This is a genomic window from Streptomyces sp. NPDC048825, assembly GCF_043198355.1.
GTDB classification, from domain to species: Bacteria; Actinomycetota; Actinomycetes; order Streptomycetales; family Streptomycetaceae; genus Streptomyces; species Streptomyces xiangluensis.
The window spans coordinates 349823-375054 of record NZ_JBICUR010000001.1; the positions used below are offsets into that span (position 1 = coordinate 349823).

Here is a 25232-nt window from a genome sequence, read left to right on the forward strand (position 1 = left end):
TGGGGAGAAGGTGCCTCGGGCGACTGAACGCTTTCTTTGCGTCGAAATGCCGAACACCGTGCGGAGGTGCATGGCCGCACCGTCCGTGCGCGGTGGCGGCTCCAATAGCTTCAACGTTCAATGTGGTCCGCGTCACTGGCAAAACCAGTCACATGACTGAACTGACAGCACATCGACAGCTTCCGAACAGGCAGATGACAGGAACCTCACGCGCGGCGCTTGTGGCGCCTCACGCCGCCGGAGCCCCCACGGGGAGGTCCCCGTGCCTGCCGTGTAACGAGAGGCGTTGCGGTGCGTAACACGTGCGACGCACGCTGGACGGTATGCAGAACACCGTGACGCCCACCCACTGCCCGTACTGCGCCCTGCAGTGCGGGATGAATCTCACGCCCGAGCAGGACGGGGGCGTCGCGGTGGTCGAGCGGCCGGACTTCCCGGTGAACCGTGGCGCGCTGTGCGGCAAGGGCCGCACCGCGCCCGCGGTGCTGTCATCGAGCGTCCGCCTGACCTCACCCCTCGTCCGGAACGACGGTGTCCTGGAGCCCGCCACCTGGGACGAGGCGCTCGGCCGGATCACCGAGGCGCTGTCCCGCACGCGTACGGAGCATGGCCCGGACGCGTGCGGGGTATTCGGCGGCGGCGGGCTGACCAACGAGAAGGCGTACACGCTCGGGAAATTCGCCCGCATCGTGCTCGGCACCTCGCAGATCGACTACAACGGACGCTTCTGCATGTCGTCCGCGGCGGCCGGCGGGATCAAGGCGTTCGGCCTGGACCGGGGGCTGCCGTTCCCGATGGAGGACATCCCGAAGACGGGCTGCGTCATCCTCGTCGGCTCGAACCTCGTCGAGACGATGCCGCCCGCGCTGCGCTATCTCACCGAGCTCAAGGCCAACGGCGGCAAGCTGATCGTCATCGACCCGCGCCGCACGCGCACCGCCGAGCAGGCGGACCTGCACCTCGCCCCCCGCCCGGGTACGGATCTTGCCCTGGCGCTCGGCCTGCTTCATCTGGTCGTGGCGGAGGGGCGTACGGACGAGGCGTACATCCAGGAGCGTACGAGCGGCTGGGAGGAGGCGCGGGCCGCAGCGATGGCGCACTGGCCGGAGCTGGTGGAGCGGATCACGGGGGTGTCCGTGCCTCAACTCCGGGAGACGGTACGGCTGTTCTGCGAGCCGGAGTCCGCGATGGTGCTCACCGCGCGCGGGCCCGAGCAGCAGTCCAAGGGTACGGACACGGTGGGCGCGTGGATCAACCTGTGCCTGGCGACGGGCCGTGCGGGGCGCCCGCTGTCCGGCTACGGCTGTCTGACCGGGCAGGGCAACGGGCAGGGCGGCCGTGAACACGGTCAGAAGGCCGACCAGCTGCCCGGCTACCGCAAGCTCGACGACCCGGCGGCCCGCCGCCATGTGGCCGAGGTCTGGGGCGTGGACCCGGACTCGCTGCCGGGTCCGGGACGCAGCGCGTACGAGCTGCTTGACGCCCTCGGTACGGACATCCGCGCCCTACTGCTGATGGCCTCGAACCCGGTGGTGTCGGCGCCACGCGCCGCGCACATCGAGGAACGCATCAAGTCGCTTGATTTCCTGGCCGTTTGTGACGTGGTCCTTTCGGAAACGGCGGCCCTGGCGGATGTCGTACTGCCGGTGACGCAGTGGGCCGAGGAGACAGGGACGATGACCAACCTGGAGGGCCGGGTGCTGCTGCGGCGGCGCGCGATCACTCCGCCGGAGGGCATACGCAGCGACCTGGAGATCATGCACGAACTGGCTGCCCGCCTGGGCGTGGAGAAGGGCTTCCCGACGGACGCGGAGGAGATCTTCGAGGAGCTGCGCCGGGCGAGCGCGGGCGGGCCCGCGGACTACTCGGGGATCACATACCGTCGGCTCATCGAGGAGAACGGGGTGTTCTGGCCTTGCCCGGCGGAGGCTCCTGAGGCTCAGCAGGCGGGCGCCGGCACCCCCGCGCCCGCGGCAGGGAAGCCGCTGCCCGGCGCCGCAGACGCCACGGCACAGGACGGCGAGGACGCAGCGCTGGACCTCGGGCCGGACGACCCCGCGAGCGAGGCGGCCGAGCCGACGGCCACGGCCGACGTCCACCCCGGCACGCCCCGCCTCTTCCTCGACCGTTTCGCCACCCCCGACGGCCGCGCCCGGTTCGCCCCCGTGACGCATCGGCCGCTCGCCGAGGAGCCCGATGGCGAGTACCCGGTGCTTCTGACCACCGGGCGGGTCGTGGCCCAGTACCAGTCCGGGGCCCAGACGCGCCGGGTGGACGAGCTGAACGCCGCCGCCCCCGGCCCCTTCGTGGAACTGCACCCGAGGCTCGCCGAGCGGCTCGGTGCCAAGGAGGGCGACCCGCTGGCCGTCGTCTCCCGGCGCGGACGCGCGACCGCGCCCGCGCGGATCACCACCTCCATCCGCCCGGACACGGTCTTCATGCCCTTCCACTGGCCGGGCGAGGGCCGGGCCAACACACTGACCAACCCTGCCCTCGACCCGACCTCCCGCATGCCGGAGTTCAAGGCGTGCGCGGTACGCGTGGAGCGGGCGAGCTAGCGGGCGTGCAGTCCCGCGCCCCTGAAGGAGGCCTCAGCCCTTCCTTCAGGGGCGCGGGGAACTGCGCGACCAGCCACAACGCACCCGCAGCTCAGAACTGCATCTCCCGCGGTGCGGCCCCAACTAGTCCAGAACAGGCGCCAGTTCAACCCTGTCGATGTTCGGCGCCCATGCGGTGGCGTTGCCGAACGTCACCGTGTTCGTGCCCTTCGTCAGGTCGACCGGGACGCCGAGCGTCCAGTAGTCGTCCCAGCTCCAGGTGTTCTTGAAGGTCACCTTCCTGGTCGTGCCGCCGACCGTGACGTCCGCCGTGCGGGACACGATGTCCGTGTTGTAGGCGTGGCCGTTGTCGCGGCGGTCGTTGTTGGCGTACGAGATGAGCAGGATGTAGCGGCCCGCCTTGGGGGCGTCGACCGCGAACTGGGCCGTACTGGCAGCGGAGTTGCCCAGCCAGCCGATGTACGAGCCCGCCGAGGCGTAGGACGAGGACTCCAGGCGCGCTCCGCCGGCCAGGGTCGCGTCGCCGCCCTCGTACCCGAGCGTGCCCGAGGACGAACCCGTTCCCGACACGTCCAGCGAGCGCAGCCCGACGCCCGAACCGGTCGCCGTCACACGGTTGTTGCCCGCGACCAGATACAGCCGGAGCGCCCGGTCGGGCGGTGCCGTCACCGACTGGCCGTGCAGGGACAGCTTCACGGCCGCCGAGGCCCGCGAGGTCAGCGTGTAGTAGCCGTCACGCGGCGCGTACACGTCGAAGACCGCCTTGTCGCCGGAGCCGAGCCGCAGAGTTCCCGTCCCGGTGCCGGCCGAACTCCCGTAGCCGTACGCCGGCTTGCCCGAGATGTCCGCGAGCGTCGCCTCGTACTGCGCCGAAGGCGTGCTGCTCGCCGTCAGGTCGACGCGGTCCAGCGTCACCTCCTTGCCGTCCTTGGCCAGCGTCAGCGTGTGGCTGCCCGCCGTGAGGGAGACGGGGACGGTCTTCAGGGCGCGGTACGTCCAGTTCTCCGTCGAGGGATACGTCACCGTCGTCGCCGTGCCGCCGTCCACGGAGAGCTTCTGTGTGGCGGGCGTCCCGCTCTGGTTGCCGTACAGGATCCCCAGGTCGTACGTCCCCGTGCGCGGCACCGAGACCGTGAAGTCGACCTTGCTGGAGGCGGTGTTGAGCGAGCCGACGTCCTTGGTGCCGGAGGCGGCGTACCCGTTGGCGTTGGAGACCGTGCCCTGGGTGTAGACCTGGCCGCCGGTGATCGCCGCGTCCTCCGCCTCGTACGACGCCGACCAGGGGACGGACGGCGTGGCCGGCGTCCCGGACCCGGCCGGGGTGATGACGACGCGGTACGCCGACATCTTCCGCATGCCGGTGAGCGGAACGGTGACCGTGCCGTCGGAGGCCACGTTCAGCTTCACGCGCTTGAGCACGTGCGGCGCCGGGTGCCCGCCCTCGTACCCGGACCAGGCCGCCTCCGCCACGGTCGCGGTGACCGAGCGACCGAAGACCCGCCGGTCGACGCTCTTGACGACGACGTCCGCGTCGCCCGCCGCGCCGCCGAGGACCACCTGCGCCTGGCGGCGATTCGTGTCGTACGAGGCGAGACCCTGGAGCGTGTCGATGGTGTTGGCCTGCGGCGGTGTCACCTTGACGGTGTCGCCGGTCAGACCCGCGTACCAACGGAACAGCCACCAGCCGCCGTTGGGGATGTTGGAGCGCACCACATGGCCGCTGAGATTGCCGGCGGCGTCCCAGTAGGCCATGTTGCCGTACACCTTGTTGCGTTCGAGCATCGAGATCCACTGCACGAGTTGCCCCGGCACGGACAGATCACGGCGGTTGGCGTACTCATCGATGTTGATCTTCAGCGGTGCGATCCCCAACTCGCGCTCGATCGCCCGGTAGTTGTCGTAGTGCCCCTGGAAGTCCCGCAGCGAGCCGGAGCCGAGCTCGTGCCAGGTCATGATCTGGGGCAGTACGTTCTCCCGCTTGGCGAAGGCGAGGAAGTCCGTCAACAGGCGTGTGTGGTACGCGGCTTCGTTCGGGCCCGCGATCCTGGCGTCCGGGTCGATCGCGCGGATCCGCTGGTACACCGTCTTCCAGTCCTGGAAGAACCGGTCGCGGTTCTTCTCGTACGTCGCCTGGTCGGAGACGCCGAGGTTGTACCAGATCTGGTCGGGCTCGTTGAACGGGATGTAGACGAAGCGATCGCTGTCGGGGGCGGCCGACACCTCCTTGACGATCTTGTCGACCTTGGGGAGGTAGTCGGCGATGCCGAGGTCCTCGTACGGCCACTTGGCGTAGATGTCCTGCATCATCACGTTGATCTCGCCGCCGCCGTTGCGGAAGAACGACTTGGAGACGGTGATCGCGTCGCCATTGGGGTGCTGGGCACCGCCCTCCGGCTTCTGCGAGATGCTGGTGACCTTCAGGGGCTCCAGCGCTGCGTCGCTGGGCACCCCGTCGTCGCTGAGCCCGTACAGCGCGCCGTTCGCGCCGCGCATCACCGGCCCCTCGGAGTCGGCGAGGTCGACGGAAAGGCGGGGCGCCGCCCGTTCCGCCCCCTGGGCCGCGGACATCTGTGCCGCCGACATGGCCCCTCCCATCAGTGCGAGCGTGAGGACCGTCGTGGTCCATCGTCCGGTCCCTCGTGTCGTGCGCGTTCTCCGAGTCATCCATCGGCTCCTGGACTCTTGTGTGAACGGTCACATCAGCGCATGATTCTCCCGCCGCAGTACCATCTGTCAACACCTGTTGCAGCATTAACAGTGGAGTGACCGTTCACATGAGGAGCCTTCAGGAGCCGACCATCCGGGACGTCGCCCGCGCGGCCGGCGTCTCGTACCAGACCGTCTCGCGCGTCATCAACGGCAACGAACGCGTCGCCGAAGCCACCCGACGGCGGGTGCAGGCCGCGATCGGCGAACTCGGCTACCGGCCCAACCGGGCCGCGCGTGAACTCGCCGGCAAGGCGGTCCGCTCGCTGACCGTGCTCACCTCCGACACCTCGCTGTACGGCAATGCGACGGCCCTGCGTGGCATCGAGGAGGCCGCGCGCACGGCGGGCTTCGCGGTCTCGATCAGCGTGCTCGACCGGCACGCGGCCCCGGACGCCGAGGAGTTGCGGGCCCGGCTGGTACGCCCGGGCGAGCCCGTGATCGTCATCGCCTTCGACGCGGCGGGCGCCCGCGCGCTGGAGCTGCTGCCTGCGGACGTACCGGTGACGGCGCTGGTCGAGCGGCCACCGGGCGACGACCCGGACCCCCGGCACGTATGGCTCGACGACCGCCTCGCCGCCACCCGCGCCACCCGCCATCTGCTCGGCCTGGGCCATCGCACCGTGCACTGCCTCGCACTCCCGTCGTCCACGGCACGCACGGCCCAGCGGACGGAAGGCTGGCTGGACGCCCTGCGGGAAGCGGGAGTTGACGCCCCCACGCCGGTCGAGGGCGGCTGGACGCCGCGCTCCGGTCACCTGGCGGCGCGCACGCTGCTGGATCGCCACCCCGACGCCACCGCCGTACTGTGCGGCAACGACGACCTGGCGCTCGGGATGCTGCGGGCGGCACGGGAGGCGGGGCGCCGGGTGCCGGACGAGCTGAGCGTCGTGGGCTTCGACGACACGCCCGCGTCCGCGTATCTCGCTCCGGCGCTGACCACGGTGCGGCTGGACTTCGAGGGGCTCGGGCGTACGTGTTTCGGCCTGCTGCATCGTCTGCTGGATCCGTCGGCTCCGGGGCAGGAGCCTTGCGCGGAGCCGGAGCTGATCGTGCGGGAGAGTTCGGGGCCGGGTGGCCCGGGTACCGGTTGACTTGTTGACTTTGGGATCACGGCATCAGGGCATGAGTCATCAGGGCTATCGCGGGGGGAATGAGTGACGCAAGAGCACGACAACGGCGCACGGCACTATCGCTGGGGACATTCGGGCCTCGCTGTCGACTTCGATTTCGGCGGGATCGGCGGGGTCAGCGGGGTGGGTGGGACCGGTGGGCCAAGCGGGGCCGCCTGGGCCGCCGGTGCCGGCGGGGACTCGCCTCGGCTGCTGCGGGTGGCGCGGCCGGGCGATCCGGAGCCGAAGGATGAGGATGCCGAGGTCCGCGCCGCCTTGCCGCTGGTCGACGTCGTGCCGGCCGGTGAGGGTACGGGGTTCTCGGGACCGCGGTTCACGGGGACGGCGCTCGGGCCGCGGCTGAGGTACCGGGCACACGACGCCACGTACAACGACGGCTGGCATCGTCTGACGGTCGAACTCCACGATTCAGCAAGCGAGTTGATGGTGTTCGCGGAGTACGCCTCGCCCGACGGGGTGCCTGTGCTGCGCTCCCGGGTACGGCTCCGCAACGACGGCTCAGCGCCGGTCACCCTGCGCTCGGTCAGCAGTCTGCTGCTGGGCGCTCTGCCCTCCCCCGACGACCTGCTCGTGTTCCGGGCGCGCAACGACTGGCTCGCCGAGTGCCGTTGGTACGCCGAGCCGCAGCGGGCGGCCGTGCCCGACATCGGCCGGGATGTCCACGAGCACGACAGCCGGGCCGCGGTGCGCCTCGCCGGGCGGGGCAGCTGGCCCACCGACGGGCATTTGGCGATGGGCGCCCTCAGCCACCGTACGGACGAACGCAGTTGGCTGTGGCAGATCGAGTCCGCGGCGAGCTGGTCCTGGGAGGCGGGGGAAGCCGGCGGGCACACGTATCTGACGCTCGGCGGCCCGAACTCGGACGAGCACGGCTGGCGTGAAGTCCTCGAGTCCGGCGAGGAGTTCAGCAGCGAGTGGGTGGCGCTGGCCCTCGGCACCTGCTTCGACGGAGCGCTGGCCGCGCTGACGACGTACCGCCGTCTCGTCCGCCGCCCGCACTCCGACCACGAACGGCTCCCCGTCATCTTCAACGACTACATGAACACGTTGATGGGCGACCCGACCACCGAGAAGCTGCTGCCGCTGATCGACGCGGCGGCCTCGGCCGGTGCGGAGTACTTCTGCATCGACGCCGGCTGGTACGACGACTCCGCGGGCTGGTGGGACAGCGTCGGCGCCTGGCTGCCGTCCTCCGGGCGCTTTCCCGGCGGGGGGCTCGGCGCGGTGCTCGACCGTATCCGCTCGCGCGGGATGGTGCCGGGGCTGTGGCTGGAGCCGGAGGTCGTGGGCGTCCGCAGCGCTGTGGCGCGCGAACTGCCGGACGAGGCGTTTCTGCGCCACGAGGGCGGTGCGCGGGTCACCGAACAGGGCCGCCATCAGCTGGACCTGACGCATCCTGCGGCCCGCGCCCATCTCGACCGGACGGTGGATCGGATCGTGGGTGAGTGGGATGTGGGCTATCTGAAGCTGGACTACAACATCACCACGTCCGTGCCGCGGTTGCTCTCGCATACACGGGCGTGGCTGTCGTGGCTGTCGTCTGTGCTGGACCGCCACCCGTCGCTGGTGATCGAGAACTGCGCGTCCGGTGGTATGCGCATGGACGGCGCGTCCCTGGCGGTGGCTCAGCTGCAGTCCACGTCCGACCAGCAGGATCTGCTCCGCTATCCGCCGATCGCGGCGGCGGCGCCTACGGCTGTGCCGCCGGAGCAGGGGGCGGTGTGGGCGTATCCCCAGCCCGAGTTCTCGGACGACGAGATCAACTTCACGTTGGGTACGGCGTTGCTGGGGCGGGTGCATCTGTCAGGGCATCTTGATCGGATGTCGGCGGGGCAGCTGTCGCTGGTACGGGACGCTGTGGCGACGTACAAGTCGATCCGGGCGGATCTGCGGGAGGGGGTGGCGTTCTGGCCGCTCGGATTGCCGGGGTGGACGGATGAGTGGGTGGCGTTGGGGATGCGCGTGCCGGATACCGGGGTGACGTATCTGTCGGTGTGGCGCCGGGGTGGCGAGGCCGCCGAACGGACATTGCCTTTGCCGCACTTGGCCGGCCGCGACGGCGTGCGGGTGGAGGTCCTGCATCCGTCGGCGTCGGCCGGTACGGCGGAGTGGGACGGGGAGTCGGGGGCGCTGCGGGTGGTGTTGCCGGTGGCTCCGGGGGTGCTGTTGGTCCGGGTTGCTTCCGGGGGATGAGCGGGTGGGTTCGTTGTCGGGTGCGGGTTGGTGGGTGGCTGGTCGCGCAGTCGAGACACGACCTGTCACCACCCGCCCCCTGTGGGGGCCTGGGGGCGGCAGCCCCCAGTTTCGGGAAGGGGTGGGGCTGGGGAAAAGAACCCCTCCCACCCGTAGTCGCACCCTCGGCCGATTCCGAGGGTGCGACTACGGGTGGGAGGGGCTGCCTGATCCGTCACCGGCGGTGGTGGGCGAGTCGCCGGGCCAGTACGGGAATGATCACGGCGGCGGCGACCACGTGGGACACGGCCAGGACAACCTGCGTGGACGTGGCGGTGTGCGGGGCGACGGCCGGACCGGCGAGGGACAGTGCGGTCAGTGCGACGGTGACCACCACGAAGGTACGGGCGGGCCGCTTGGCCCAGCGGGCGAGAACCATCGCGAGGACGATCCCGGCGATCGACCAGAACACCACGCCTCCGGCAAAGCCGCCCACCGGAATCTCCGCGGCCTCCTTGGCTCCTGGACTGGCCGCCTCCATCGGTACGCCGGCGCCGCGAACGATCAGCGCGAACACCTCGGTCACAACGGCCCCGGCGAGCGTGGCCAGAACACCGACCAGCCACACGGGCCGCGTGGCGAGGGACCGGGTCGAGGAGGGGGAGGACGGGGCGATGGTCTGCGTCTGGGGCGTGGTCACGGTCATGGCTCTGACTCCTGTTTGTCGTACGGGCGTTGGTGGGCCTTTCGTAGATGTAGACCGAGGAGCGCCACAGAACTGAGCGGTGACGGGGGACTTTTTCAGAAGGGTGGGCTTGGGGAAAGAAAGACCGACCTCAACAACCCCGTCCCCGCCAGTCCCCTCCCTCAATGAGCTTGCCGCGCGCCCGCAGCCGAGCCGCCACCGAAGGCGCAGCCACGTACACCCAGGCCTGGACACTCGTACCGTCCGCGAGCGCCACGTCCCGAGCTACGCGCTCGTACAGGTTGGCTGGATCTCCGGGCGCGTAGTCCTCCAACCGGTCGAGGGCGAGGAGGAGTTGGCCGTACTGCTCGGGCAAGGAAGTGATGAGCTCGCCGCAGACCACGCCCCCGGGCTCATCCACGGCATACGGATAACCGGGTCCCTCGTACAGCACCGCCCCCTTCAACCGCCCGGGCACCTCGGAAATGGTGCGCCCGAGGAGGAAGAGATCGTGATTGGGCTCTCCGGGCCGCAGCGTCCCGTACACGAAGATGGGCAGACGGCTCACCCCGCCGTCTCCTGCTCCAGCCACTCCAGATACGCCGCACTCCCCCGCACCACCGGCGTGGCGATGATCTCCGGCGTGTCATAGTCGTGCGCCTCGCGCAGATACGCCTCCAGCTCCGCGTACCGCGTGTCCGTGGTCTTGAAGAGCACCTGCCACTCGGACGCGGTCTCGATCTCTCCCTTCCACCGGTAGACGGACGTCACCGGCCCGGAGATCTGCGCGCAGGCGGCGACGCGCGCCGCGACCGCGCCGCGCGCGAGGGCGTCCGCCTTCTCCGGGGCGTCGGTCGTGGTCAGGACGGTGAGCCAGTCGGGCATGGCCATGATTGATCTCCTTTCCAGGCGCCACAGAACAATTCTCACCGGTCCTGACTGAAGACTGAGCGGGCGGCCCCTCGCACGGTGAGCGCCCAGAGTGCTCAATCAACCAAAGGCCGGCATGATCCCGTCGTGGATCAGGCGGAGCTGGGTGTTCACGTCGGCCACCTCCGTGAGGTCGCGGCCGGTGAAGGCCTTGACCAGGGTGCGGTCGGTGATGGCGCAGATCATGTGGTTGACGCCGGTGGGGGCGATCTCTCGTTGGATTTTGTCGCGGCATTCTTCGGGGGTGCCCGCTATGGAGAGGCGCTCGGCTATCTCCGGCGTCGTCAGTTCGATGCCGCGGGCCAGGTCGCCGGCGGCGATGGCGTCGATGATCGGTTTGAGTTCGGTCGGGTCGACGCCGTTGCGGCGTAGCTGCTCCTCGGGCATCGAGGAGGCGTAGATGCCGACCATGCTGCGTGCCGCGTCCTTGGCGGCGGCGGAGTCGGGGCCGGTCGCGAAGACGACCCAGGCGCCGATGTCCAGGGACTGCCAGTCCTTGCCGGCGCGCTCCGCTCCGGCCCGGATGTGCCGCACCGCGTACTCGTACGCCTCGCGGGTGTAGCTCAGCGCATGGTGGCAGCCGTCGGACAACTCCCCCGCCGCCTCGAAGGACTTGGGTCCGCGCATCGCACCGAGCTTCAGCGGCACCCGGCTCTGGACCGGTCGCGCGAACGTGAACAGGCCTTCGTACGAGAAGAATTCGCCGTCGTAGGAGATCGTCCCCTCGTCCAGCAGCGTGCGCACCACATGAAGCGCCTCCTTGACCCGGGACAGTGGGCGGGTGCGGGCCCAGTCGATCTTGTACTGGGCCAGCAGCCCGAAGTTGCCGCTGGAGAGCACGGCCTCCGCGCGTCCGTCGGACAGTTCGTCGAGTGTGGCCACGGCCTGGGCGATCAGGGTCGGTTCGCGGAGGGTTACCGGGGAGACGCTCGGGCCCAGGCGGATTCGGCTGGTCTGCCCGGCGGCCGCGGCGAAGAGCAGCCACAGGTCCTTGTGCCAGGTCTCGTCGGCGGCGTAGCAGGCATGGAAGCCGAGTTCGTCGGCGAGCCTGATGGACTCCAGGGACTCCGCGAGAGGGTAGTCGGGGAGCATGGCGTAGCTGAACTTCACAAATGTCACCTTCCGAAGAGGGGACGGCGGTCAGTACGGGTGACCCCACGAGGATGGGAAAACGGGGCCCAACTGTCCAGCCTTTTCAAGCCAGTTGGCTATCCCTCGCCCGGTGCCGCCATCGTGAAGCCCGCCTCCGTCAGTACCGTCGCCGCCACCCCGCGGCCGACCCGGCTGAGGCCTGTCAGCAGGTGGTCGCAGTCGATGAGGCCGGAGCCCGCTTGTTCTTCCGCCAGTGCGATGGCCTTGCGGGAGTAGGGAGTCCAGGCGATCCGTTCGGCGGCTTGTGAGGCGCCCATGCTCAAGTGGGCCTCGACGGAGCGGTGTACGACGTCGGGGGCGACACCGGACGCCTCGAGGAGCCGGGTGGCGTTGTTGGGCTTCGCGGTCAGGCCCCACAACAGGTGCTCGGTGCCTATGTAGTTGTTGCGGTGCTGCACCGCGGCCCGCTTGACGTGGGTCATCGCCTCGCGGAGATCGTCGGTCATCGTCTCGGGGGCGTATCGCTTGTGGGGTGCGTGAAAGCGCTGCTGCACCGCCTGCCGGGTCACGCCCAGGGCAGCGCCGATGTCGGTCCACGAGCAGCCGTGCATCCGGCAGTGCTCGACATAGTCCTCGACCAAGTCATCTGCCAGGGCCTGCAGTTGGCCGGAAAGCTGCGCGGCCACGGTCAGCAGGGCGAGCCAGTCGGGCTGCTCCGCCGCGCCGCCGGGTCGGTGTGCGGTGTCGCAGGTGCGGTCGACTTCCGCGATGAGTTCGTCCAGGTCTGGAAGAGTCATGAGGCAAGTGCGCCTTGACAGTTGGGAATTGTCAAGGCGCACTTGCCTCTTCAGCGGAACGAGGGGCGGAAACTCGTCACCCCGCGTACGGCCGAACCTCCTTCGCTTCCTTCAACGTCCTTCCCCACCACACCAGTTGGCCCAGCATCCCTTTCGCTGCGGCTTCCGGAGCCGCCGGATCCCGGTGGCGGCCCTCGTCGTCGAAGTGGGCGCCCGCGTTGTGGAAGGAGACCGTGTCGCGGACGGTGACGGCGTGAAGTTCGGCGAAGACCTGCCGGAGGTGCTCGACGGCGCGGAGGCCGCCGGAGAGTCCGCCGTACGAGACGAAGGCGACGGGCTTGGCGCGCCACTCGGTGTAGTGCCAGTCGATGAGGTTCTTCAGGGGCGCCGGGAACGAGTGGTTGTACTCGGGCGTGAGGACCACGAAGGCATCGGCGTCGGCGAGCTTCGGCGTGACCTTGGCGAGCTCGCCGGTCACCTCGGCGGACGGCGAGTAGGACAGGGCCGTCGGCAGTCGCACGTCGGCGGCGTCGACGACATCGACCTCCATGTCGTCGCGCTCGCGGATCCGGCTCAGCAGCCATTCGGCGACCACAGGTCCGAAGCGGCCCTCACGGTTGCTGCCGATGATCAGGGCGACATGGATGGGTGCGTCGGTGATGGGTTGGTCAGTAGCGGAGTTCATGAGGACAGGCTCATACCTCAATCAAAGTTGAGGTCAAGTCCTGGCCGTGCCACACGACTGGACCCCCCGCCAGGCCCGTCGCCCACGAGGGCCGGTCACCCGTTCACACCCGCGCCCCACGCCCCGCGAATTCTTTTTGCTCGTACGCCCGTGACCTGCCGAAACGTCGCCCGTCACGTCAGTCGACGCAGCCATCCGACACCCGTTCTGACGCATCATCAGGAGGCGTGTCGGACGGACTGCCACTTACCTCGACAGGAGAGGGATGCGACCGAGGTGGAGGAGCGAGCACGATGCGCACAGGCCGTCTGCTGACCGGTACCGCGCTGGCCGTCGCCGCCGCGGGCCTCCCCGTCGCGCCCGCGTATGCGTTCGGCGAGGACACCGGGCCGCTGGAGGTGTATCCGTCGACCGTCGCACCCGGCGCCGAGGTCATGGTGAACACGGCTCAGTGCGGTGCGGACGGCTCGATGACGGGGGACGCGGGCGCGGTGGGCGCGGGCGCCTTCACACTGACGCCCAGCGCGCACGAGCGGAACGCGGTCGGGCGGTTCCGGGTGCCGCCGTCCGCGCAGCCGGGAACGTACGAGATCGTCGCGCGCTGTTCCAGCGGTATGCGGCTGTCGGGGGACCTGAGGGTCGCGCTGGCCCAGGCGGAGGGAGCCGAGAAGGGCGTCGGCGAACCGGTGCACCCGAGAGGAAGCGTGAAGACGGGGGTCGGTGGCGCGGTCGGCCCCGGCCCCGTGCAGACCGCGGCGGGAGTGGCGGCGCTCGCCGTCGCCGTCGCGGGCGGTACCTGGCTCCTGCTTCGCCGGGCGAGAGGCGACGGGACCTGACGGACACCTCCGCTGTCCACCGGTACCGCGGTCCCCTCCCCCTCCGGGTCCGACGCCCCTCGCGGCCGGGTGGGGGAGGGTTTTCTTTCCCCAAGCCCGCCCCTTCCCGAAACTGGGGGCTGCCGCCCCCAGGCCCCCGCCAGGGGGTGGGGGTGACACGTCGTGTCGCGGCTGCCAGTCCGTCGTGGCTGGTCGCGCCCCGCGGCGGAGCCGCTAATGTCACAGCCCCGCGCCCCTGAAAAGCAAAAGCCTGCGACTCCCGCGCCCAGAAAAAGCCCGCACCCCCAACTACCCGCACCCTCCCACCGGCGGGAGGGGACGTGGGCCGGTGCGTCGTATGCCCGTCGCGTAGGTTCTGTCTCAGGAAACCCGCACCCTGTGTCAGACGCAGGGCCGTATGCCCACCCTGCGACGGGCTGACGCACCGGCCCACGGCCCCGACCCACCACGCACCCCAGGGGCGCGGGGAACTGCGCGACCAGCCACAACGCACCCGCACCCAAAAACGAACCCACCCGCCCAACCGCCGGAGGCAACCCGCACCCGACAACGAACCCAACCCTCACACCGCCGGAGGCAACCCGCTGAGGGCAGCGTTCCCAGGGGGAAACAGTTGTGATGCGGCCGGGTAACACCGGCACCGCACGCTCGTCACCATGACCTCGAATACGCGTGTGGTGGTGATCGGCGCCGGCCTCGCGGGCGTACGGCTCGCCCGGCGGCTCGGCGAGCTCGGGCTGCCCGCCGTGCTCATCGGTGAGGAGGAGCACACCCCGTACAACCGGGTTCTGCTCGCCGAGGTGCTGGCCGGACGGTACGCCCCCGACGTGATCGCCCTGCCCGCGCCCGCGGAGCTGGTCCGCGCCCGGGTCACCGGCATCGACCGCGGTCAGCGGGAGGTGCACTGCTCGGACGGCTCGGTGATCGCATACGACACGCTGGTCCTGGCGACCGGGTCGAACGCGAAGCTTCCCCCGCTGCGAGGGCTTTTCACCGCGGATCACGTGCTGCCGGAGGGCGTCCACGCCTTCCGCACGATGGACGACTGCCTCGGGCTGTCCAAGGCCGTGCGCCCGGACGCCCGCGCCGTCGTCATCGGCGGCGGTCTCCTCGGTGTCTCGGCCGCCCGCGCGCTCGCCGCGCGCGGCGCGCAGGTCGTGCTCGCGCAGCAGGCCGAACGGCTGATGGAACGCCAACTCGACCCGTCCGCCTCGAAGCTGGTGCTCCGGCACCTGAAGGACCTGGGCGTCGAGGTGCACACCGAGTGCCGGGTACGCGATGTGCGCTGCGTCGGCGGAGCGGTCCGCTCGGTCGAACTGGCCGACGGGTACGCGCTCGACGCCGACCTCGTGGTGCTGACCTGTGGCGTGCACCCGCGCGTGGGTCTGGCCCAGGACGCGGGGCTCGCCGTACACAAGGGCGTCATCGTCGACGACGAGCTGCGTACGTCCGACCCGCACATCCGGGCGATCGGCGACTGCGCGCAACACGCGGGCACCGTCTACGGTCTCGCGACGCCCGCCATCGAACAGGCCGAAGCGCTGGCCGAGCTGCTGGCGACGGGCGACAGCGCCGCGCGCTACACCGGCACCCGCGCCCTGACCCGGCTGACCCTCGCCTCAGGCACCCCGCTCGACCTCGCCGCCTTCGGCGAGCCCACCCCGCAGCCCGGTGACGACGTCATCCAGCTCGCCGACGCGACCCGCGGCACCTACCGCAAGGTCGTCGTTCGCAACGACCGTGTGGTCGGCGGCGTACTCGTCGGCGAACTCGGCACCGTAGGCGCGCTCGCCCGCGCCTGGGAGGGAGCAGAGCCGCTCCCCGAGACCGGCCCTCTGCTCCACCTGCTCACCAATGATGGAGGCTCCTGATGTCCACGGACACCCCCACGATCGTGCTCGTCGGCCATGGCATGGTCGGCCAGCGCTTCCTCGAAGCGCTCGCCGAGCGCGGCCTGACCGCCACGCACCGCGTGGTCGTGCTGTGCGAGGAGCCGCGGCCCGCGTACGACCGCGTCCAGCTGACCTCGTACTTCTCGGGCAAGACGCCCGAGGACCTCTCGATGACCGACATGGCGTTCATCGAGAAGGAGGGCATCGAGCTGTACGTCGGCGACCCGGCCGAGACCATCGACCGTGAGTCCCGCAAGGTGACCGCCCGCTCCGGTCTTGTCGTCGACTACGACGTCCTGGTCCTCGCCACCGGCTCGTACCCGTTCGTGCCGCCGGTCCCGAACAAGGACGCCGAGGGCTGCTTCGTCTACCGCACGATCGAGGACCTGCTCGCGATCGAGGAGTACGCGAAGTCGAAGGCGACGACAGGTGCCGTGGTCGGTGGCGGTCTGCTCGGCCTCGAGGCCGCGGGCGCGCTGAAGGGTCTCGGACTCAAGGCCCACATCGTGGAGTTCGCGCCGCGCCTGATGCCGGTGCAGGTCGACGAGGGCGGTGGCGCCGCCCTGCTGCGCACCATCGCGGACATGGGCCTGTCCGTCCACACGGGCGTGGGCACGCAGGAGATCGTGACCGACGACTCGGGCGCCGTCACGGGCATGACGCTGTCCGACGGTTCCGAACTCGCCACCGACATGGTGGTGTTCAGCGCCGGTGTCCGCCCCCGCGACCAGCTGGCCCGTGACTGCGGCCTGACGGTCGGCGAGCGCGGCGGCATCTCGGTCGACGAGCAGTGCCGTACGGTCTCCGACCCGCATGTCTTCGCGATCGGCGAGTGCGCGCTGGCCTCCGACGGCCGGGTGTACGGGCTGGTGGCGCCCGGTTACGAGCAGGCCGAGACGGTGGCCGCGACCATCGCTCTGGACGAGGCCGAGTTCACCGGCGCCGACCTGTCCACCAAACTGAAGCTGCTCGGCGTGGACGTGGCGTCCTTCGGTGACGCGCACGGAACGGCCGAGGACTGCCTGGACGTCGTCTACTCCGACTCCCGCTCGGGCCTGTACAAGAAGCTGGTCATCGGCCGCGACGGCGAGCTGCTCGGCGGCATCCTGGTCGGCGACGCGGATGCGTACGGCACGCTGCGCGCCCTGACCGGTTCCGTACCGCCCGTCTCCCCCGAGCAGCTGGTGCTCCCGGCCGGCTCGGGCGGCGGCGCCCAGCTGGGCCCGTCCGCGCTGCCGGACGAGGCGGTCATCTGCTCCTGCCACAACGTCTCCAAGGGCACGATCCGCGGCGCGGTCACCGACCACCAGTGCACGACGGTGCCCGAGGTCAAGAAGTGCACCAAGGCCGGTACGGGCTGCGGCAGTTGCGTCAAGGTCCTCGGTCAGCTCGTCAACGCCGAGCTGGAGGCCAGCGGCGTCGAGGTCGACAAGGGCCTGTGCGGCTGCTTCTCGCAGACCCGCGAGGAGCTGTACGAGATCGTCCTCGCCCTGCGCATCAACAAGTACCAGGACGTGCTCGACCGTTACGGCCGTGAGGGCGCCCGAGGCGGCGACGGCTGCGAGATCTGCAAGCCGGCCGTGGGCTCGATCATCGCCTCCCTCGCCCCCACGATCGGCGCGAGCGGCTATGTCCTGGACGGCGACCAGGCGGCCCTGCAGGACAGCAACGACCACTTCCTCGCCAACCTCCAGAAGAACGGCTCGTACTCGATCGTGCCGCGCATCCCGGGAGGGGAGATCACCCCCGAGAAGCTCATCGTCATCGGGGAAGTGGCGCGCGACTTCGGCCTCTACACGAAGATCACCGGCGGCCAGCGCATCGACATGTTCGGCGCACGTGTCGAGCAACTCCCCCTCATCTGGGCGCGGTTGGTGGACGCGGGCTTCGAGTCGGGGCACGCGTACGGAAAGGCGCTGCGTACGGTGAAGTCGTGCGTCGGCCAGACCTGGTGCCGCTACGGCGTCCAGGACTCCGTACGCATGGCGATCGATCTGGAGCTGCGCTACCGGGGGCTGCGTTCCCCGCACAAGCTGAAGTCGGCGGTCTCCGGCTGCCAGCGCGAGTGCGCCGAGGCCCAGTCGAAGGACTTCGGCGTGATCGCGACGGCCAACGGCTGGAACCTGTACGTGGCCGGCAACGGCGGCGCCACCCCGCGCCACGCGGACCTGCTCGCGCAGGACCTCTCCGACGCCGAACTGATCCGTCTGATCGACCGTTTCCTGATGTTCTACATCCGCACGGCCGACCGCCTTGAGCGCACGTCGACCTGGCTGGAGCGGATCCCCGGCGGCCTGGACCACGTACGCGACGTCGTCGTGGACGACTCCCTGGGCATCTGCGAGGAGCTGGAGTCCCTGATGGCCGCGCATGTCGCGAACTACCGCGACGAGTGGGCCGAGACCATCAGCGATCCGGAGAAGCTGTCCCGCTTCGTCTCCTTCGTGAACGCGCCGGACACCCCCGACCCCGTCGTCGGCTTCGTCCCCGAGCGCGACCAGATCAAGCCCGACCTGCCGCTGCTGACCATCGGCACCCGTCCCCTGGAAGGAAGCGCCCAGCGATGACCCTCGCACCCGAGACGACGACCCTGAAGGTCCAGCTTCGCGTCGACGACACGGCGGACGACTGGTTCACGATCTGCGACATGAGTGCGCTGATGCCGGGCCGTGGGGTGGCGGCCCTGCTCCCCGACGGCCGCCAGGTCGCCCTCTTCCAGGACCGCGCGGGCCGCCTGTACGCCATCGACAACCGCGACCCGTTCACCGGCGCCGCCGTCCTCTCCCGTGGCCTCATCGGCTCCTACCAGGGCCGCTCGTTCGTGGCCTCACCCCTGCTCAAGCAGCGCTTCGAGCTGGAGTCCGGGCGGTGCCTGGATGACGACACGGTGACGGTGGCGACGTACGGGGTGCGTACGTCCTGACGCTGACGGTGCGTACGTCCTGAACCTGCCGGCCCCTGGCTGTTGTCAGACCTTGAGGCCGTCGTACGTCACTCCCGTGAGGCGTTCCGATTCCGCCCAGAGCCGTTCCCCCGCCGCGTCGTTGATCGTCCACTTGGCGCGGCGGGACTTGGCCGGTGAGCCGCGCCAGTTGGCGAACGAGGGGCCGGTGAAGGAGTCGGGTTCGACGCCGGGCGCGGTGGCCGCGTACAGGATGGGCAGGGCGCCGGATTCGGCGGACTGGGCGAAGAAACGGTTGCCGGTCCGCATGAACAGTTCGGCGGCCTTGCGTCGCTCCATCCTGGGACCCTTGGTCTGCAGGTTCGTGGCCGCGTAACCGGGGTGGGCGGCGGCCGCGACGACGTCCGAGCCGGTCGCGGTGAGGCGGCGGGCGAGTTCGTGCGTGAAGAGCAGGTTGGCCGTCTTGGAGCGGGAGTAGGCGAGCCAACGGTTGTAGCGGCGCTCGCTGTTGAGGTCGTTGATGTCGATGTTGGCCACCGAGTGCATGGTGCTGGACACGGTGACGATCCGCGCGCCCGGCGTCTTCAGGAGCAGCGGCAGCAGGAGCCCGGTGAGCGCGAAGTGCCCGAGGTGGTTGACCCCGAACTGGGTCTCGAAGCCGTCCGCTGTGCGCCCGTGGGGCAGGGCCATCACACCAGCGTTGTTGATGAGCAGATCGAGCCGCTCGTGACCGTGGGACGCCGCGAACTCGGCCGCGAACTCCCGTACAGACGCAAGGCGTCCGAGGTCGAGAGCCCTCAACTCGACCTGTGCATCAGGGATTTCACCAAGGATCCGGTCGCGAGCGCGGGCCCCCCGCTCCTCACTCCGGCAGGCGAGCACCACATGGGCCCCACGCCGGGCCAGCTCACGCGAGGTGGCCAGCCCGAGCCCACTGTTGGCACCGGTCACGACGACGATGCGCCCGCCCTGGTCAGGGATGTCCTGCACACTCCAGCCGGCCATGACGGCTCCTTTTCACGGCGCCTGAGGACTCTCTCAACTCCGTACGGCACGTGCAGCTTCAGGGTAGCCCTGGTTCCGCTCACGGACGGCGGTCCGTCCTCCTCCTCGTACGGTGACGGTGCGCCGCCACCACCAGCAGAGCGACACCTGCAAGGCCGACCAGGAAGGTCCCCCATTCCGGCACGTCGGCCGCGCGCAGGATGCCGGCGACGCCAAAGCTCGTATCCCACCCGGCCTCTGTGATGGCAGAGCCGAACCCCTGGATGGCGAGGACGGCGCCGAACAGCCAAAGCAGCCCCTGACCTGAGTTGTTGTCCACACTTTTGAGCTGTTTCACCACGACGGATGTCCCTTCCCGGAGCGCCAATCGTTCCGATGCGATCGCATCACATCGTGCAGTGGATACGGATATGATGCAAGTGCATCGGAACGCGGGAGGGAGCGGATCATGCCCAGGCAGGTCGACTACGAGGACCGGCGCCGGCGGATCGCCGAGGCGGTCTGCGCTCTGATCGCGCGTTCCGGGATAGAGGCAGTCAGCCTCCGCGACGTCGCCGCCCAAGCGGACGTGTCCATGGGTGCTGTCCAGCGGAGCTTCCGCACCAAAGAAGACATGCTGCTCTTCGCCTTGGAGCACATCTCCCAACAGGTCAGCGACCGAGCCAACCAGCGCATCGCGGCGGCCCCCACCCCCCAGGCCGCATCCACCTTGCTGTCACACACCCTGGCTCAGATGGCCCTGCTGGATGAGGAATCGCAGACGCAGGCACACGTATGGCTGACCTTCGTCGCTCAAGCTCCTGCCAGCGAGAAACTGACGGACGTCCTGCGGGCCACCTACACCAAGCTCCATGACCTGGTCGCCTGGCTCATCCGCTACGGCCAGGACACCCAGGAAGTCCCCAAGAACGTCGACCCTGATCGAGAAGCACACACGCTCCTTGCCCTGGCCGACGGCCTCACGGTCCAAGTCCTCGCAGGCCATCACTCACCAGAGACGGCGCTCGCTGTCCTCCAACGCCACATCAATCAACTGCTGGATGCCACATCCGACCCCGGATGACACCTCCGGCCTGGTACTCCCGTGTGGCGTGATCAGGATGGTGTTGCCTTCCCGGAGGTTGAACGCCAGGTCGGATTCCAGCCAGCTTCGGGCGCTGGTGCCAGCAATGCTCAACGTCATGAACCGACTTGAAGGAAACGTGGCCTTGATCACGGGCGGAAGCCGGGGTATCGGTGCCGCTGTTGCGTTACGACTGGCCGAAGAAGGCGCCGACGTCGTCCTGACCTATGAGAACAGCGCGGAACTCGCCACCGAGGTGGTGGAGCAGATCAAGACCAGGGGGCGCCGGGCCCTTGCCATCCAAGCCGACAGCGCGGTCCCTGAGGCACTCACCGCCGCGGTGGACGAGGCCGCCGCACTGTTCGGCAGACTCGACATCCTCGTCAATAACGCCGCCGTCTTCCTCGTCGGCCCACTTGAGGACCTGGGGACGGCAGAGATCGATCGCACTCTGGCGGTGAACGTCCGGGCGCCGTTCACAGCGTCCCAGGCGGCAGTGCGCCATATGGGCCAGGGCGGCCGCATCATCAGCATCGGCAGCAATGTCGCCGAGCGTGCAGTCTTCCCCGGACTTGCGCTGTACTCGATGAGCAAGACGGCTCTGGCCGGGATGACGAAGGGCCTGGCCCGAGAACTCGGTCCGCGTGGAGTCACCGTGAATCTGGTGCATCCCGGCCCCACCGACACGGACACCAACCCCGCCGACGGGCCGAACGCCGAGATGATCGCCGGCTTCACCGCTGTTGGGCGCTACGCGCAAGCGGCCGAGATCGCGGCCACCGTCGCCCACCTGGCAAGTGCGGACGGCGCGTACATCACCGGAGCCTCGATCCATGTCGACGGCGGCTTCACCGCCTGACACGCGAGCTCGATTTCGCAGTCAAGCTGAGGGCCCAGCCCGCAAGAGGGACGGCCGCCGCGTGATCATCGGGGGTTGTGTGGAAGATCATGTGGTGGCCGCGGGCCATGGCGTGTCCTCTGGCGGGCGATCAGCTTCAGCATGAGGAGGACGGACTCCCGCCAGGCCCGAGTCATACGAGTACGTCTTCCGGTGCGAGGTCCTCGCAGAAGACAAGGCTCTACCCCTCGGGATACGCCTCGAACACCCAGCGGAGTCCGTCGGTCATTCCGTCATCCTGTCAGGCGGCACAGGTCAGCGCGTGGTACGGCGCTTGCGTGCCGCCAGCAGGACGCCGCCCCCGGCGAGCAGGACGGCCGCGCCGCCGCCCGCGAGGTAGGGGGTCGCGCTGCTGCCGCCCGTCGCGGCCAGGTCGGTGCCCTGGTCCTCTCCCGCGGTGTCGTCCGTGCCGTTGGACTCGTCGGCTCCGGCGCTCTCGTCCTCGTCGCCGGTGTTGCTGTCCTCGGCCGGGACGAAGTCCGCGGGCGGCTGGTCGCAGCCGATGCCGTCCTTGTCGCGGTCGAGGCGGTCGGCGTAGTGCTCGTCGCCCTCGAGGATGTTGGAGTACCCGTTGTCATACGCCTCGGTGCAGTTCTTGAACGGGTGATCGCCGTCATGGGCCTCGGCGGTGGCCGGCAGGGCGGCCAGTGCCAGGGCTGCGACGGCCACGGCGGCAGGTCTGCGGAACAGGTTCATGGAGAGCCCCCAGATATGTGCGGATATCCATACGCGTGATCACGAAGTGGCGATCGAGCGGATTTGAGGTGATCAACGTATTGAGAGGCTGTCGGTGTGGAGGCGATATGGAGGACCCGTGATGCGAACGTGACGTGACTGGAAGGTAACTCTCCGCTCATGGGGCAGTGGTTTGTAAACCTCGGGGCGTGCGAACACCGCCGCGTTCAACCCGAGAATCAGCCGGAGAACCTTCTCGCCAGGTCCCGGTGCCACTGCGCGGCCCCAGTCGCCTGGTCGCCGGTGATGATCGCGCCGGGCATACGGCTCAAGCGTTCGACCTGGTCGGCGAAGCGCAGATGCTCCCGGTGGGCGTGTTCCCGACAGGCGAGGCAGGTGACGCGTTCCGGGTGGGGAGAGGTCATCGCGTACGGCACCCGGCGTGCGCAACCGGTGGTGACGACGCTCGGCGCGTCGGGCACGCGGCCAAGCGTCGACGCGATCGTGTTGCGGTAGGCGGCGCCGGCCTGCGCCACCTTCTCCTCGACGTGGATGTGCGGATCGGTCTCGCTCATGTACGTCTCCACCTCCGCTCCCGAGTCGTCGGGCGCCACGCTACGACGTCAGGCGGGCAGCGCCGGTGCCTCGCGGCGACGGGGGCCGGGCTTCGCTGCCGGCGGCTCATGCGACTGCGCGGACGGGAGGCGGATCACCGCGTCCAGGCCGCCGGTGGTCGCGGCGTGCAGGGTTGCCTCGCCGCCGCTCGCGTGTGCGAGGCGTTGGACCAGGGAGAGGCCGAGGCCGGTGCCGCCCTTGGGGGCGCCGGGGGCGCGCCAGAAGCGGTCGAAGGCTCGGCTTCGCTGCTCGGGGCTCATGCCGGGGCCCTCGTCCGTGACGTGCAGGTCGACCCATGACGCGCGGCTGTCGCGGAGGTGGTGGAGATGGTGCAGGGGATGCCGGCGGGTGGGCACCGAGAGGCGGAGCTCCATCGACACGGTGCTGCCGGGCGGTGAGGCCCGCAGGGCGTTGGAGAGCAGGTTGTCCAGGATCTGCTCCACCGCTCCGGGCACCGCCAGCACCTGCCCCGCGTGGGCGCCCACCAGCACGAGCCGCACGCCGTGCTGCTCGAACAGCGGGGACCAGGCCCGGTGCCGTTCCACACACAACCGGTCCAGGTCCACCCGCTCACGCTCGGCGGCGCTCTCGTCGAGCCGCGCCATCGCGAGCAGGCCCTCGACCATCCGAGCCAGCCGGTCGGTCTCGGTCATCGCGGCGGTGAGGCTGCCCCGGGCGTGCAGGGCGATGTCGTTCTCCAGGTTCTCCAGGCGCAGCCGCAGCGCCGCGAGCGGAGTCTTGAGCTGGTGGGAGGCCTCACCGGCGAATGCGCGCTGGGAGGCGAGGAGGTGTTCGAGGCGGGCGGCGGTGCGGTTGAAGGTGGCCGCGAGGCTGCGTACCTCGGGCGGTCCTGAGGTGATCGCCACGGGCGTCGCCTGACCGCCGTCGGCCAGCCGGTGCGTGGCCTCCTCCAACTGCCGGATGGGACGTCCGGTCCACTTGGCGAACGCGAACGCCAGCGCGGCGACGGCGGTGAGGGCCGCGAGCCCCGTGAACGCCAGCAGCAGCCACACCCGGCTGACACGGTCGGTGACCATGTCCGTGGGCAGCGTGATCCGCACCGCCCCCTGTGCGCGCTCGGCACCCTGAGCCTGTCCGCCGTTCACCATCGGGGCCGCGACGGAGAGGTAGTCCACCCCGCCGATGGTGGATGTACGGACATGAGTGGTGGCCCTGCCGTCGAGTGCGGCGGCCACCTCGGGATGCGACGCCAGGCCGCGCTCCTCCTGACTCGGCAGCGGGTCGGAGGTGGCCAGCAGATCGCCCTCCGCGTCGACGATGACCACCTGCCCGCCGATGCGCTCGGCACAGTGCTCGACCCGCTCGGTCAGCGCCCCCTCCCGTCCGGACGCGACGGACAGCGAGGCGAACGCGGACACCGACTCGGCCTCGTCGTTGGCGGAGTTGACGATCCGCTCCCGCTCGGCCCGTGAGTAGACGATCCCCAGCGGGATCTCCAGGCACAGCAGGAGGAAGGCAGCGAGGCTAAGGTAGCTGAGCAGCAGGCGTCGGGTCATCGATACGCCGCCGTCTGCCCGGATACCGGGTACGCCGTGGGCGGCCGCGTGTGCACCGCCAGCCGGAACCCCACCCCGCGCAGTGTCTGGATCCACGCCGGGTTCCCCAACTTCCGCCGCAGCGTGGCCACGTGCACGTCCAGCGTCTTGGTCGGGCCCTCGTAGTGCGGGTCCCACACCCGGTCGAGAATCTGCTGCCGCGAGTACACCGCTCCCGGGTCCTCGGTGAGCAGAGCCAGCAGCTCGAACTCCTTGGGCGTCAGCGCAACGGGCGACTCCCCGACCCACACCTGCCGCGTCCGCCGGTCCACGACCAGCGGCCCGGTGGGGGCTTCCTCGGCGGCGGCTTCGGGGGGCGGTCCGGAGTCGAAGGCGGGGTCGGGGGCATCGAAGGAGCGTGGGGAGCCGAACGGAGGGGACGCCTCAGCGGAGCCGGGCGCGTCGAACGAGCGGGACGAGTCGAAGGAACCGCCCGTTTCGAAGGAGCGGGTGATGTCGAAGGAGCGGGTCGAGTCCAGCGAACCGGTCGAGTCCGATGAGCTGGTCGAGCCTGAGGAACCGGTCGGCTCGAAGGAAGAAGTCGAGTCGAACGAGCTGCTCGTGTCGAGCGCGCGGCCCCTCTCGCGGGAACCGCCCGACTCCGGCGAACGGCTTGACTCCGGGGTGCGCCCCCTGTCGAAGGAGCCGCTCTCGAAGTTCTCCGAGGACCCGAAGTTCCGCGAGGACTCGAAGCGTTGCGAGGACTCGAACTGCCGGGTGGCACCGCCGGGTTCGTACGAGGAGGAGGACGGCCCGGACGACGCGGCCCCCGAATCCCTGGTGAACGACTCACCACCGAACGACCCACCGCCTAACGACTCGCCACCGAACGACCCACCGCCTAACGACTCGTCACCGGACGACCCACCACCGACCGGATTCCCGACCGACGGCTCCCCGCCGAACGACTCCCCGCGGGACGACTCTCCGGCCCTCGGCCAGGAATCCGACGTCCGTGAGCTCGATGCTCGTGAGCTGGACGCCCCGCTCTCCGGCTCCGCCGCATCGCGCGCCCCGGTGCCGGAGTCCAGG

21 protein-coding genes and 1 pseudogene are annotated in these 25232 nt (G+C 69.8%); 9 read left to right on the top strand and 13 right to left on the bottom strand.

Going from position 1 to position 25232, the window contains the following annotated elements; all coding sequences use genetic code 11:
- Positions 1-323: 323 nt before the first annotated feature.
- On the top strand, positions 324-2558 hold the full coding sequence (locus ACGFNK_RS01595) for a molybdopterin oxidoreductase family protein (RefSeq protein WP_393410853.1): 2235 nt from the start codon (positions 324-326) through the stop codon (positions 2556-2558).
- Positions 2559-2681: 123 nt separating this feature from the next.
- On the opposite strand, the gene ACGFNK_RS01600 is transcribed toward ACGFNK_RS01595, so the two are convergent.
- Positions 2682-5141, bottom strand: a complete 2460-nt coding sequence (locus ACGFNK_RS01600; protein ID WP_393410855.1) for a CBM35 domain-containing protein — start codon at positions 5139-5141, stop codon at positions 2682-2684.
- Positions 5142-5332: 191 nt separating this feature from the next.
- Here ACGFNK_RS01600 and ACGFNK_RS01605 point away from each other — a divergent pair, with 191 nt between their 5' ends.
- Both ACGFNK_RS01605 and ACGFNK_RS01610 read left to right on the top strand, forming a co-directional pair.
- Entirely contained in the window at positions 5333-6358 is a 1026-nt protein-coding gene (locus ACGFNK_RS01605; protein WP_393410857.1) for a LacI family DNA-binding transcriptional regulator, read from the top strand.
- 63 nt (positions 6359-6421) lie between these two features.
- Positions 6422-8590 (top strand): alpha-galactosidase, encoded by a 2169-nt coding sequence (locus ACGFNK_RS01610; protein WP_393410859.1) that lies wholly within the window; start codon positions 6422-6424, stop codon positions 8588-8590.
- Positions 8591-8804: 214 nt separating this feature from the next.
- On the opposite strand, the gene ACGFNK_RS01615 is transcribed toward ACGFNK_RS01610, so the two are convergent.
- The 6 genes from ACGFNK_RS01615 to ACGFNK_RS01640 form a co-directional block, all read right to left on the bottom strand.
- Positions 8805-9275 carry a DUF6069 family protein gene (locus ACGFNK_RS01615; protein ID WP_393410861.1) on the bottom strand — a complete coding sequence of 157 codons (471 nt, stop codon included), beginning with the start codon at positions 9273-9275 and terminating at the stop codon, positions 8805-8807.
- A gap of 130 nt (positions 9276-9405) precedes the next feature.
- Complete coding sequence (locus ACGFNK_RS01620) at positions 9406-9822, bottom strand: gamma-glutamylcyclotransferase family protein (RefSeq protein WP_393410863.1); 417 nt, start codon at positions 9820-9822, stop codon at positions 9406-9408.
- The gene (gene cutA / locus ACGFNK_RS01625) at positions 9819-10145 is read right to left on the bottom strand and encodes a divalent-cation tolerance protein CutA (RefSeq protein ID WP_393410865.1); all 327 of its coding nucleotides are present in this window, start codon (positions 10143-10145) and stop codon (positions 9819-9821) included. The genes ACGFNK_RS01620 and cutA overlap by 4 nt, the downstream gene beginning before the upstream one ends.
- A gap of 99 nt (positions 10146-10244) precedes the next feature.
- Entirely contained in the window at positions 10245-11294 is a 1050-nt protein-coding gene (locus ACGFNK_RS01630; protein WP_393410867.1) for an LLM class flavin-dependent oxidoreductase, read from the bottom strand.
- Between the two features lie 98 nt (positions 11295-11392).
- Positions 11393-12073, bottom strand: a complete 681-nt coding sequence (locus ACGFNK_RS01635; RefSeq protein ID WP_393410869.1) for a Clp protease N-terminal domain-containing protein — start codon at positions 12071-12073, stop codon at positions 11393-11395.
- A gap of 76 nt (positions 12074-12149) precedes the next feature.
- Positions 12150-12758, bottom strand: a complete 609-nt coding sequence (locus ACGFNK_RS01640; RefSeq protein ID WP_393410871.1) for an NADPH-dependent FMN reductase — start codon at positions 12756-12758, stop codon at positions 12150-12152.
- 293 nt (positions 12759-13051) lie between these two features.
- Here ACGFNK_RS01640 and ACGFNK_RS01645 point away from each other — a divergent pair, with 293 nt between their 5' ends.
- From ACGFNK_RS01645 to nirD, 4 genes are all read left to right on the top strand, one after another.
- Positions 13052-13594, top strand: coding sequence for a hypothetical protein (locus ACGFNK_RS01645; protein ID WP_393410873.1), 543 nt, complete (start codon positions 13052-13054; stop codon positions 13592-13594).
- 656 nt (positions 13595-14250) lie between these two features.
- Positions 14251-15465, top strand: coding sequence for an NAD(P)/FAD-dependent oxidoreductase (locus ACGFNK_RS01650; RefSeq protein WP_393410875.1), 1215 nt, complete (start codon positions 14251-14253; stop codon positions 15463-15465).
- Positions 15465-18053 carry a nitrite reductase large subunit NirB gene (gene nirB / locus ACGFNK_RS01655; protein ID WP_393410877.1) on the top strand — a complete coding sequence of 863 codons (2589 nt, stop codon included), beginning with the start codon at positions 15465-15467 and terminating at the stop codon, positions 18051-18053. Before ACGFNK_RS01650 ends, nirB begins: the two co-directional genes overlap by 1 nt.
- The gene (gene nirD, locus ACGFNK_RS01660; RefSeq protein WP_393410879.1) at positions 18050-18409 is read left to right on the top strand and encodes a nitrite reductase small subunit NirD; all 360 of its coding nucleotides are present in this window, start codon (positions 18050-18052) and stop codon (positions 18407-18409) included. Before nirB ends, nirD begins: the two co-directional genes overlap by 4 nt.
- Before the next feature lie 45 nt (positions 18410-18454).
- On the opposite strand, the gene ACGFNK_RS01665 is transcribed toward nirD, so the two are convergent.
- Entirely contained in the window at positions 18455-19393 is a 939-nt protein-coding gene (locus ACGFNK_RS01665; RefSeq protein WP_393410881.1) for an oxidoreductase, read from the bottom strand.
- A gap of 79 nt (positions 19394-19472) precedes the next feature.
- Positions 19473-19733, bottom strand: a complete 261-nt coding sequence (locus tag ACGFNK_RS01670) for a hypothetical protein (RefSeq protein WP_393410883.1) — start codon at positions 19731-19733, stop codon at positions 19473-19475.
- Positions 19734-19841: 108 nt separating this feature from the next.
- On the opposite strand from ACGFNK_RS01670, the gene ACGFNK_RS01675 reads away from it, so the two are divergent.
- Positions 19842-20456, top strand: coding sequence for a TetR/AcrR family transcriptional regulator (locus ACGFNK_RS01675; protein ID WP_393410885.1), 615 nt, complete (start codon positions 19842-19844; stop codon positions 20454-20456).
- A gap of 118 nt (positions 20457-20574) precedes the next feature.
- Positions 20575-21315: an SDR family NAD(P)-dependent oxidoreductase gene (locus tag ACGFNK_RS01680; RefSeq protein WP_393410887.1), complete on the top strand. Its 741-nt coding sequence runs from the start codon at positions 20575-20577 to the stop codon at positions 21313-21315.
- A gap of 294 nt (positions 21316-21609) precedes the next feature.
- Here the strand turns inward: ACGFNK_RS01680 and ACGFNK_RS01685 are convergent, their stop codons facing one another.
- The 4 genes and pseudogenes from ACGFNK_RS01685 to ACGFNK_RS01700 all read right to left on the bottom strand — a co-directional run.
- On the bottom strand, positions 21610-22050 hold the full coding sequence (locus ACGFNK_RS01685; RefSeq protein WP_393410889.1) for an LAETG motif-containing sortase-dependent surface protein: 441 nt from the start codon (positions 22048-22050) through the stop codon (positions 21610-21612).
- A gap of 218 nt (positions 22051-22268) precedes the next feature.
- The gene (locus ACGFNK_RS01690; RefSeq protein WP_393410891.1) at positions 22269-22604 is read right to left on the bottom strand and encodes a hypothetical protein; all 336 of its coding nucleotides are present in this window, start codon (positions 22602-22604) and stop codon (positions 22269-22271) included.
- A gap of 48 nt (positions 22605-22652) precedes the next feature.
- Entirely contained in the window at positions 22653-24161 is a 1509-nt protein-coding gene (locus ACGFNK_RS01695) for an ATP-binding protein (RefSeq protein ID WP_393410893.1), read from the bottom strand.
- Positions 24158-24505, bottom strand: a pseudogene (locus tag ACGFNK_RS01700) (winged helix-turn-helix domain-containing protein); the annotation flags it as partial. The gene ACGFNK_RS01695 and the pseudogene ACGFNK_RS01700, both read right to left, overlap by 4 nt.
- Positions 24506-25232: the final 727 nt, after the last annotated feature.

Excerpts from the sequence above, each read along its gene's own strand:
- ACGFNK_RS01635 (WP_393410869.1), bottom strand. The coding sequence starts at position 12,073 with ATGACTCTTCCAGACCTGGACGAACTCATCGCGGAAGTCGACCGCACC.
- ACGFNK_RS01665 (WP_393410881.1), bottom strand. The coding sequence starts at position 19,393 with ATGGCCGGCTGGAGTGTGCAGGACATCCCTGACCAGGGCGGGCGCATC.
- cutA (WP_393410865.1), bottom strand. The coding sequence starts at position 10,145 with ATGGCCATGCCCGACTGGCTCACCGTCCTGACCACGACCGACGCCCCG.
- nirB (WP_393410877.1), top strand. The coding sequence starts at position 15,465 with ATGTCCACGGACACCCCCACGATCGTGCTCGTCGGCCATGGCATGGTC.
- ACGFNK_RS01595 (WP_393410853.1), top strand. The coding sequence starts at position 324 with ATGCAGAACACCGTGACGCCCACCCACTGCCCGTACTGCGCCCTGCAG.
- ACGFNK_RS01695 (WP_393410893.1), bottom strand. The coding sequence starts at position 24,161 with ATGACCCGACGCCTGCTGCTCAGCTACCTTAGCCTCGCTGCCTTCCTC.
- nirD (WP_393410879.1), top strand. The coding sequence starts at position 18,050 with ATGACCCTCGCACCCGAGACGACGACCCTGAAGGTCCAGCTTCGCGTC.
- ACGFNK_RS01680 (WP_393410887.1), top strand. The coding sequence starts at position 20,575 with ATGAACCGACTTGAAGGAAACGTGGCCTTGATCACGGGCGGAAGCCGG.
- ACGFNK_RS01645 (WP_393410873.1), top strand. The coding sequence starts at position 13,052 with ATGCGCACAGGCCGTCTGCTGACCGGTACCGCGCTGGCCGTCGCCGCC.
- ACGFNK_RS01685 (WP_393410889.1), bottom strand. The coding sequence starts at position 22,050 with ATGAACCTGTTCCGCAGACCTGCCGCCGTGGCCGTCGCAGCCCTGGCA.
- ACGFNK_RS01690 (WP_393410891.1), bottom strand. The coding sequence starts at position 22,604 with ATGAGCGAGACCGATCCGCACATCCACGTCGAGGAGAAGGTGGCGCAG.
- ACGFNK_RS01650 (WP_393410875.1), top strand. The coding sequence starts at position 14,251 with ATGACCTCGAATACGCGTGTGGTGGTGATCGGCGCCGGCCTCGCGGGC.
- ACGFNK_RS01615 (WP_393410861.1), bottom strand. The coding sequence starts at position 9,275 with ATGACCGTGACCACGCCCCAGACGCAGACCATCGCCCCGTCCTCCCCC.
- ACGFNK_RS01675 (WP_393410885.1), top strand. The coding sequence starts at position 19,842 with ATGCCCAGGCAGGTCGACTACGAGGACCGGCGCCGGCGGATCGCCGAG.
- ACGFNK_RS01600 (WP_393410855.1), bottom strand. The coding sequence starts at position 5,141 with ATGTCGGCGGCACAGATGTCCGCGGCCCAGGGGGCGGAACGGGCGGCG.
- ACGFNK_RS01640 (WP_393410871.1), bottom strand. The coding sequence starts at position 12,758 with ATGAACTCCGCTACTGACCAACCCATCACCGACGCACCCATCCATGTC.
- ACGFNK_RS01605 (WP_393410857.1), top strand. The coding sequence starts at position 5,333 with ATGAGGAGCCTTCAGGAGCCGACCATCCGGGACGTCGCCCGCGCGGCC.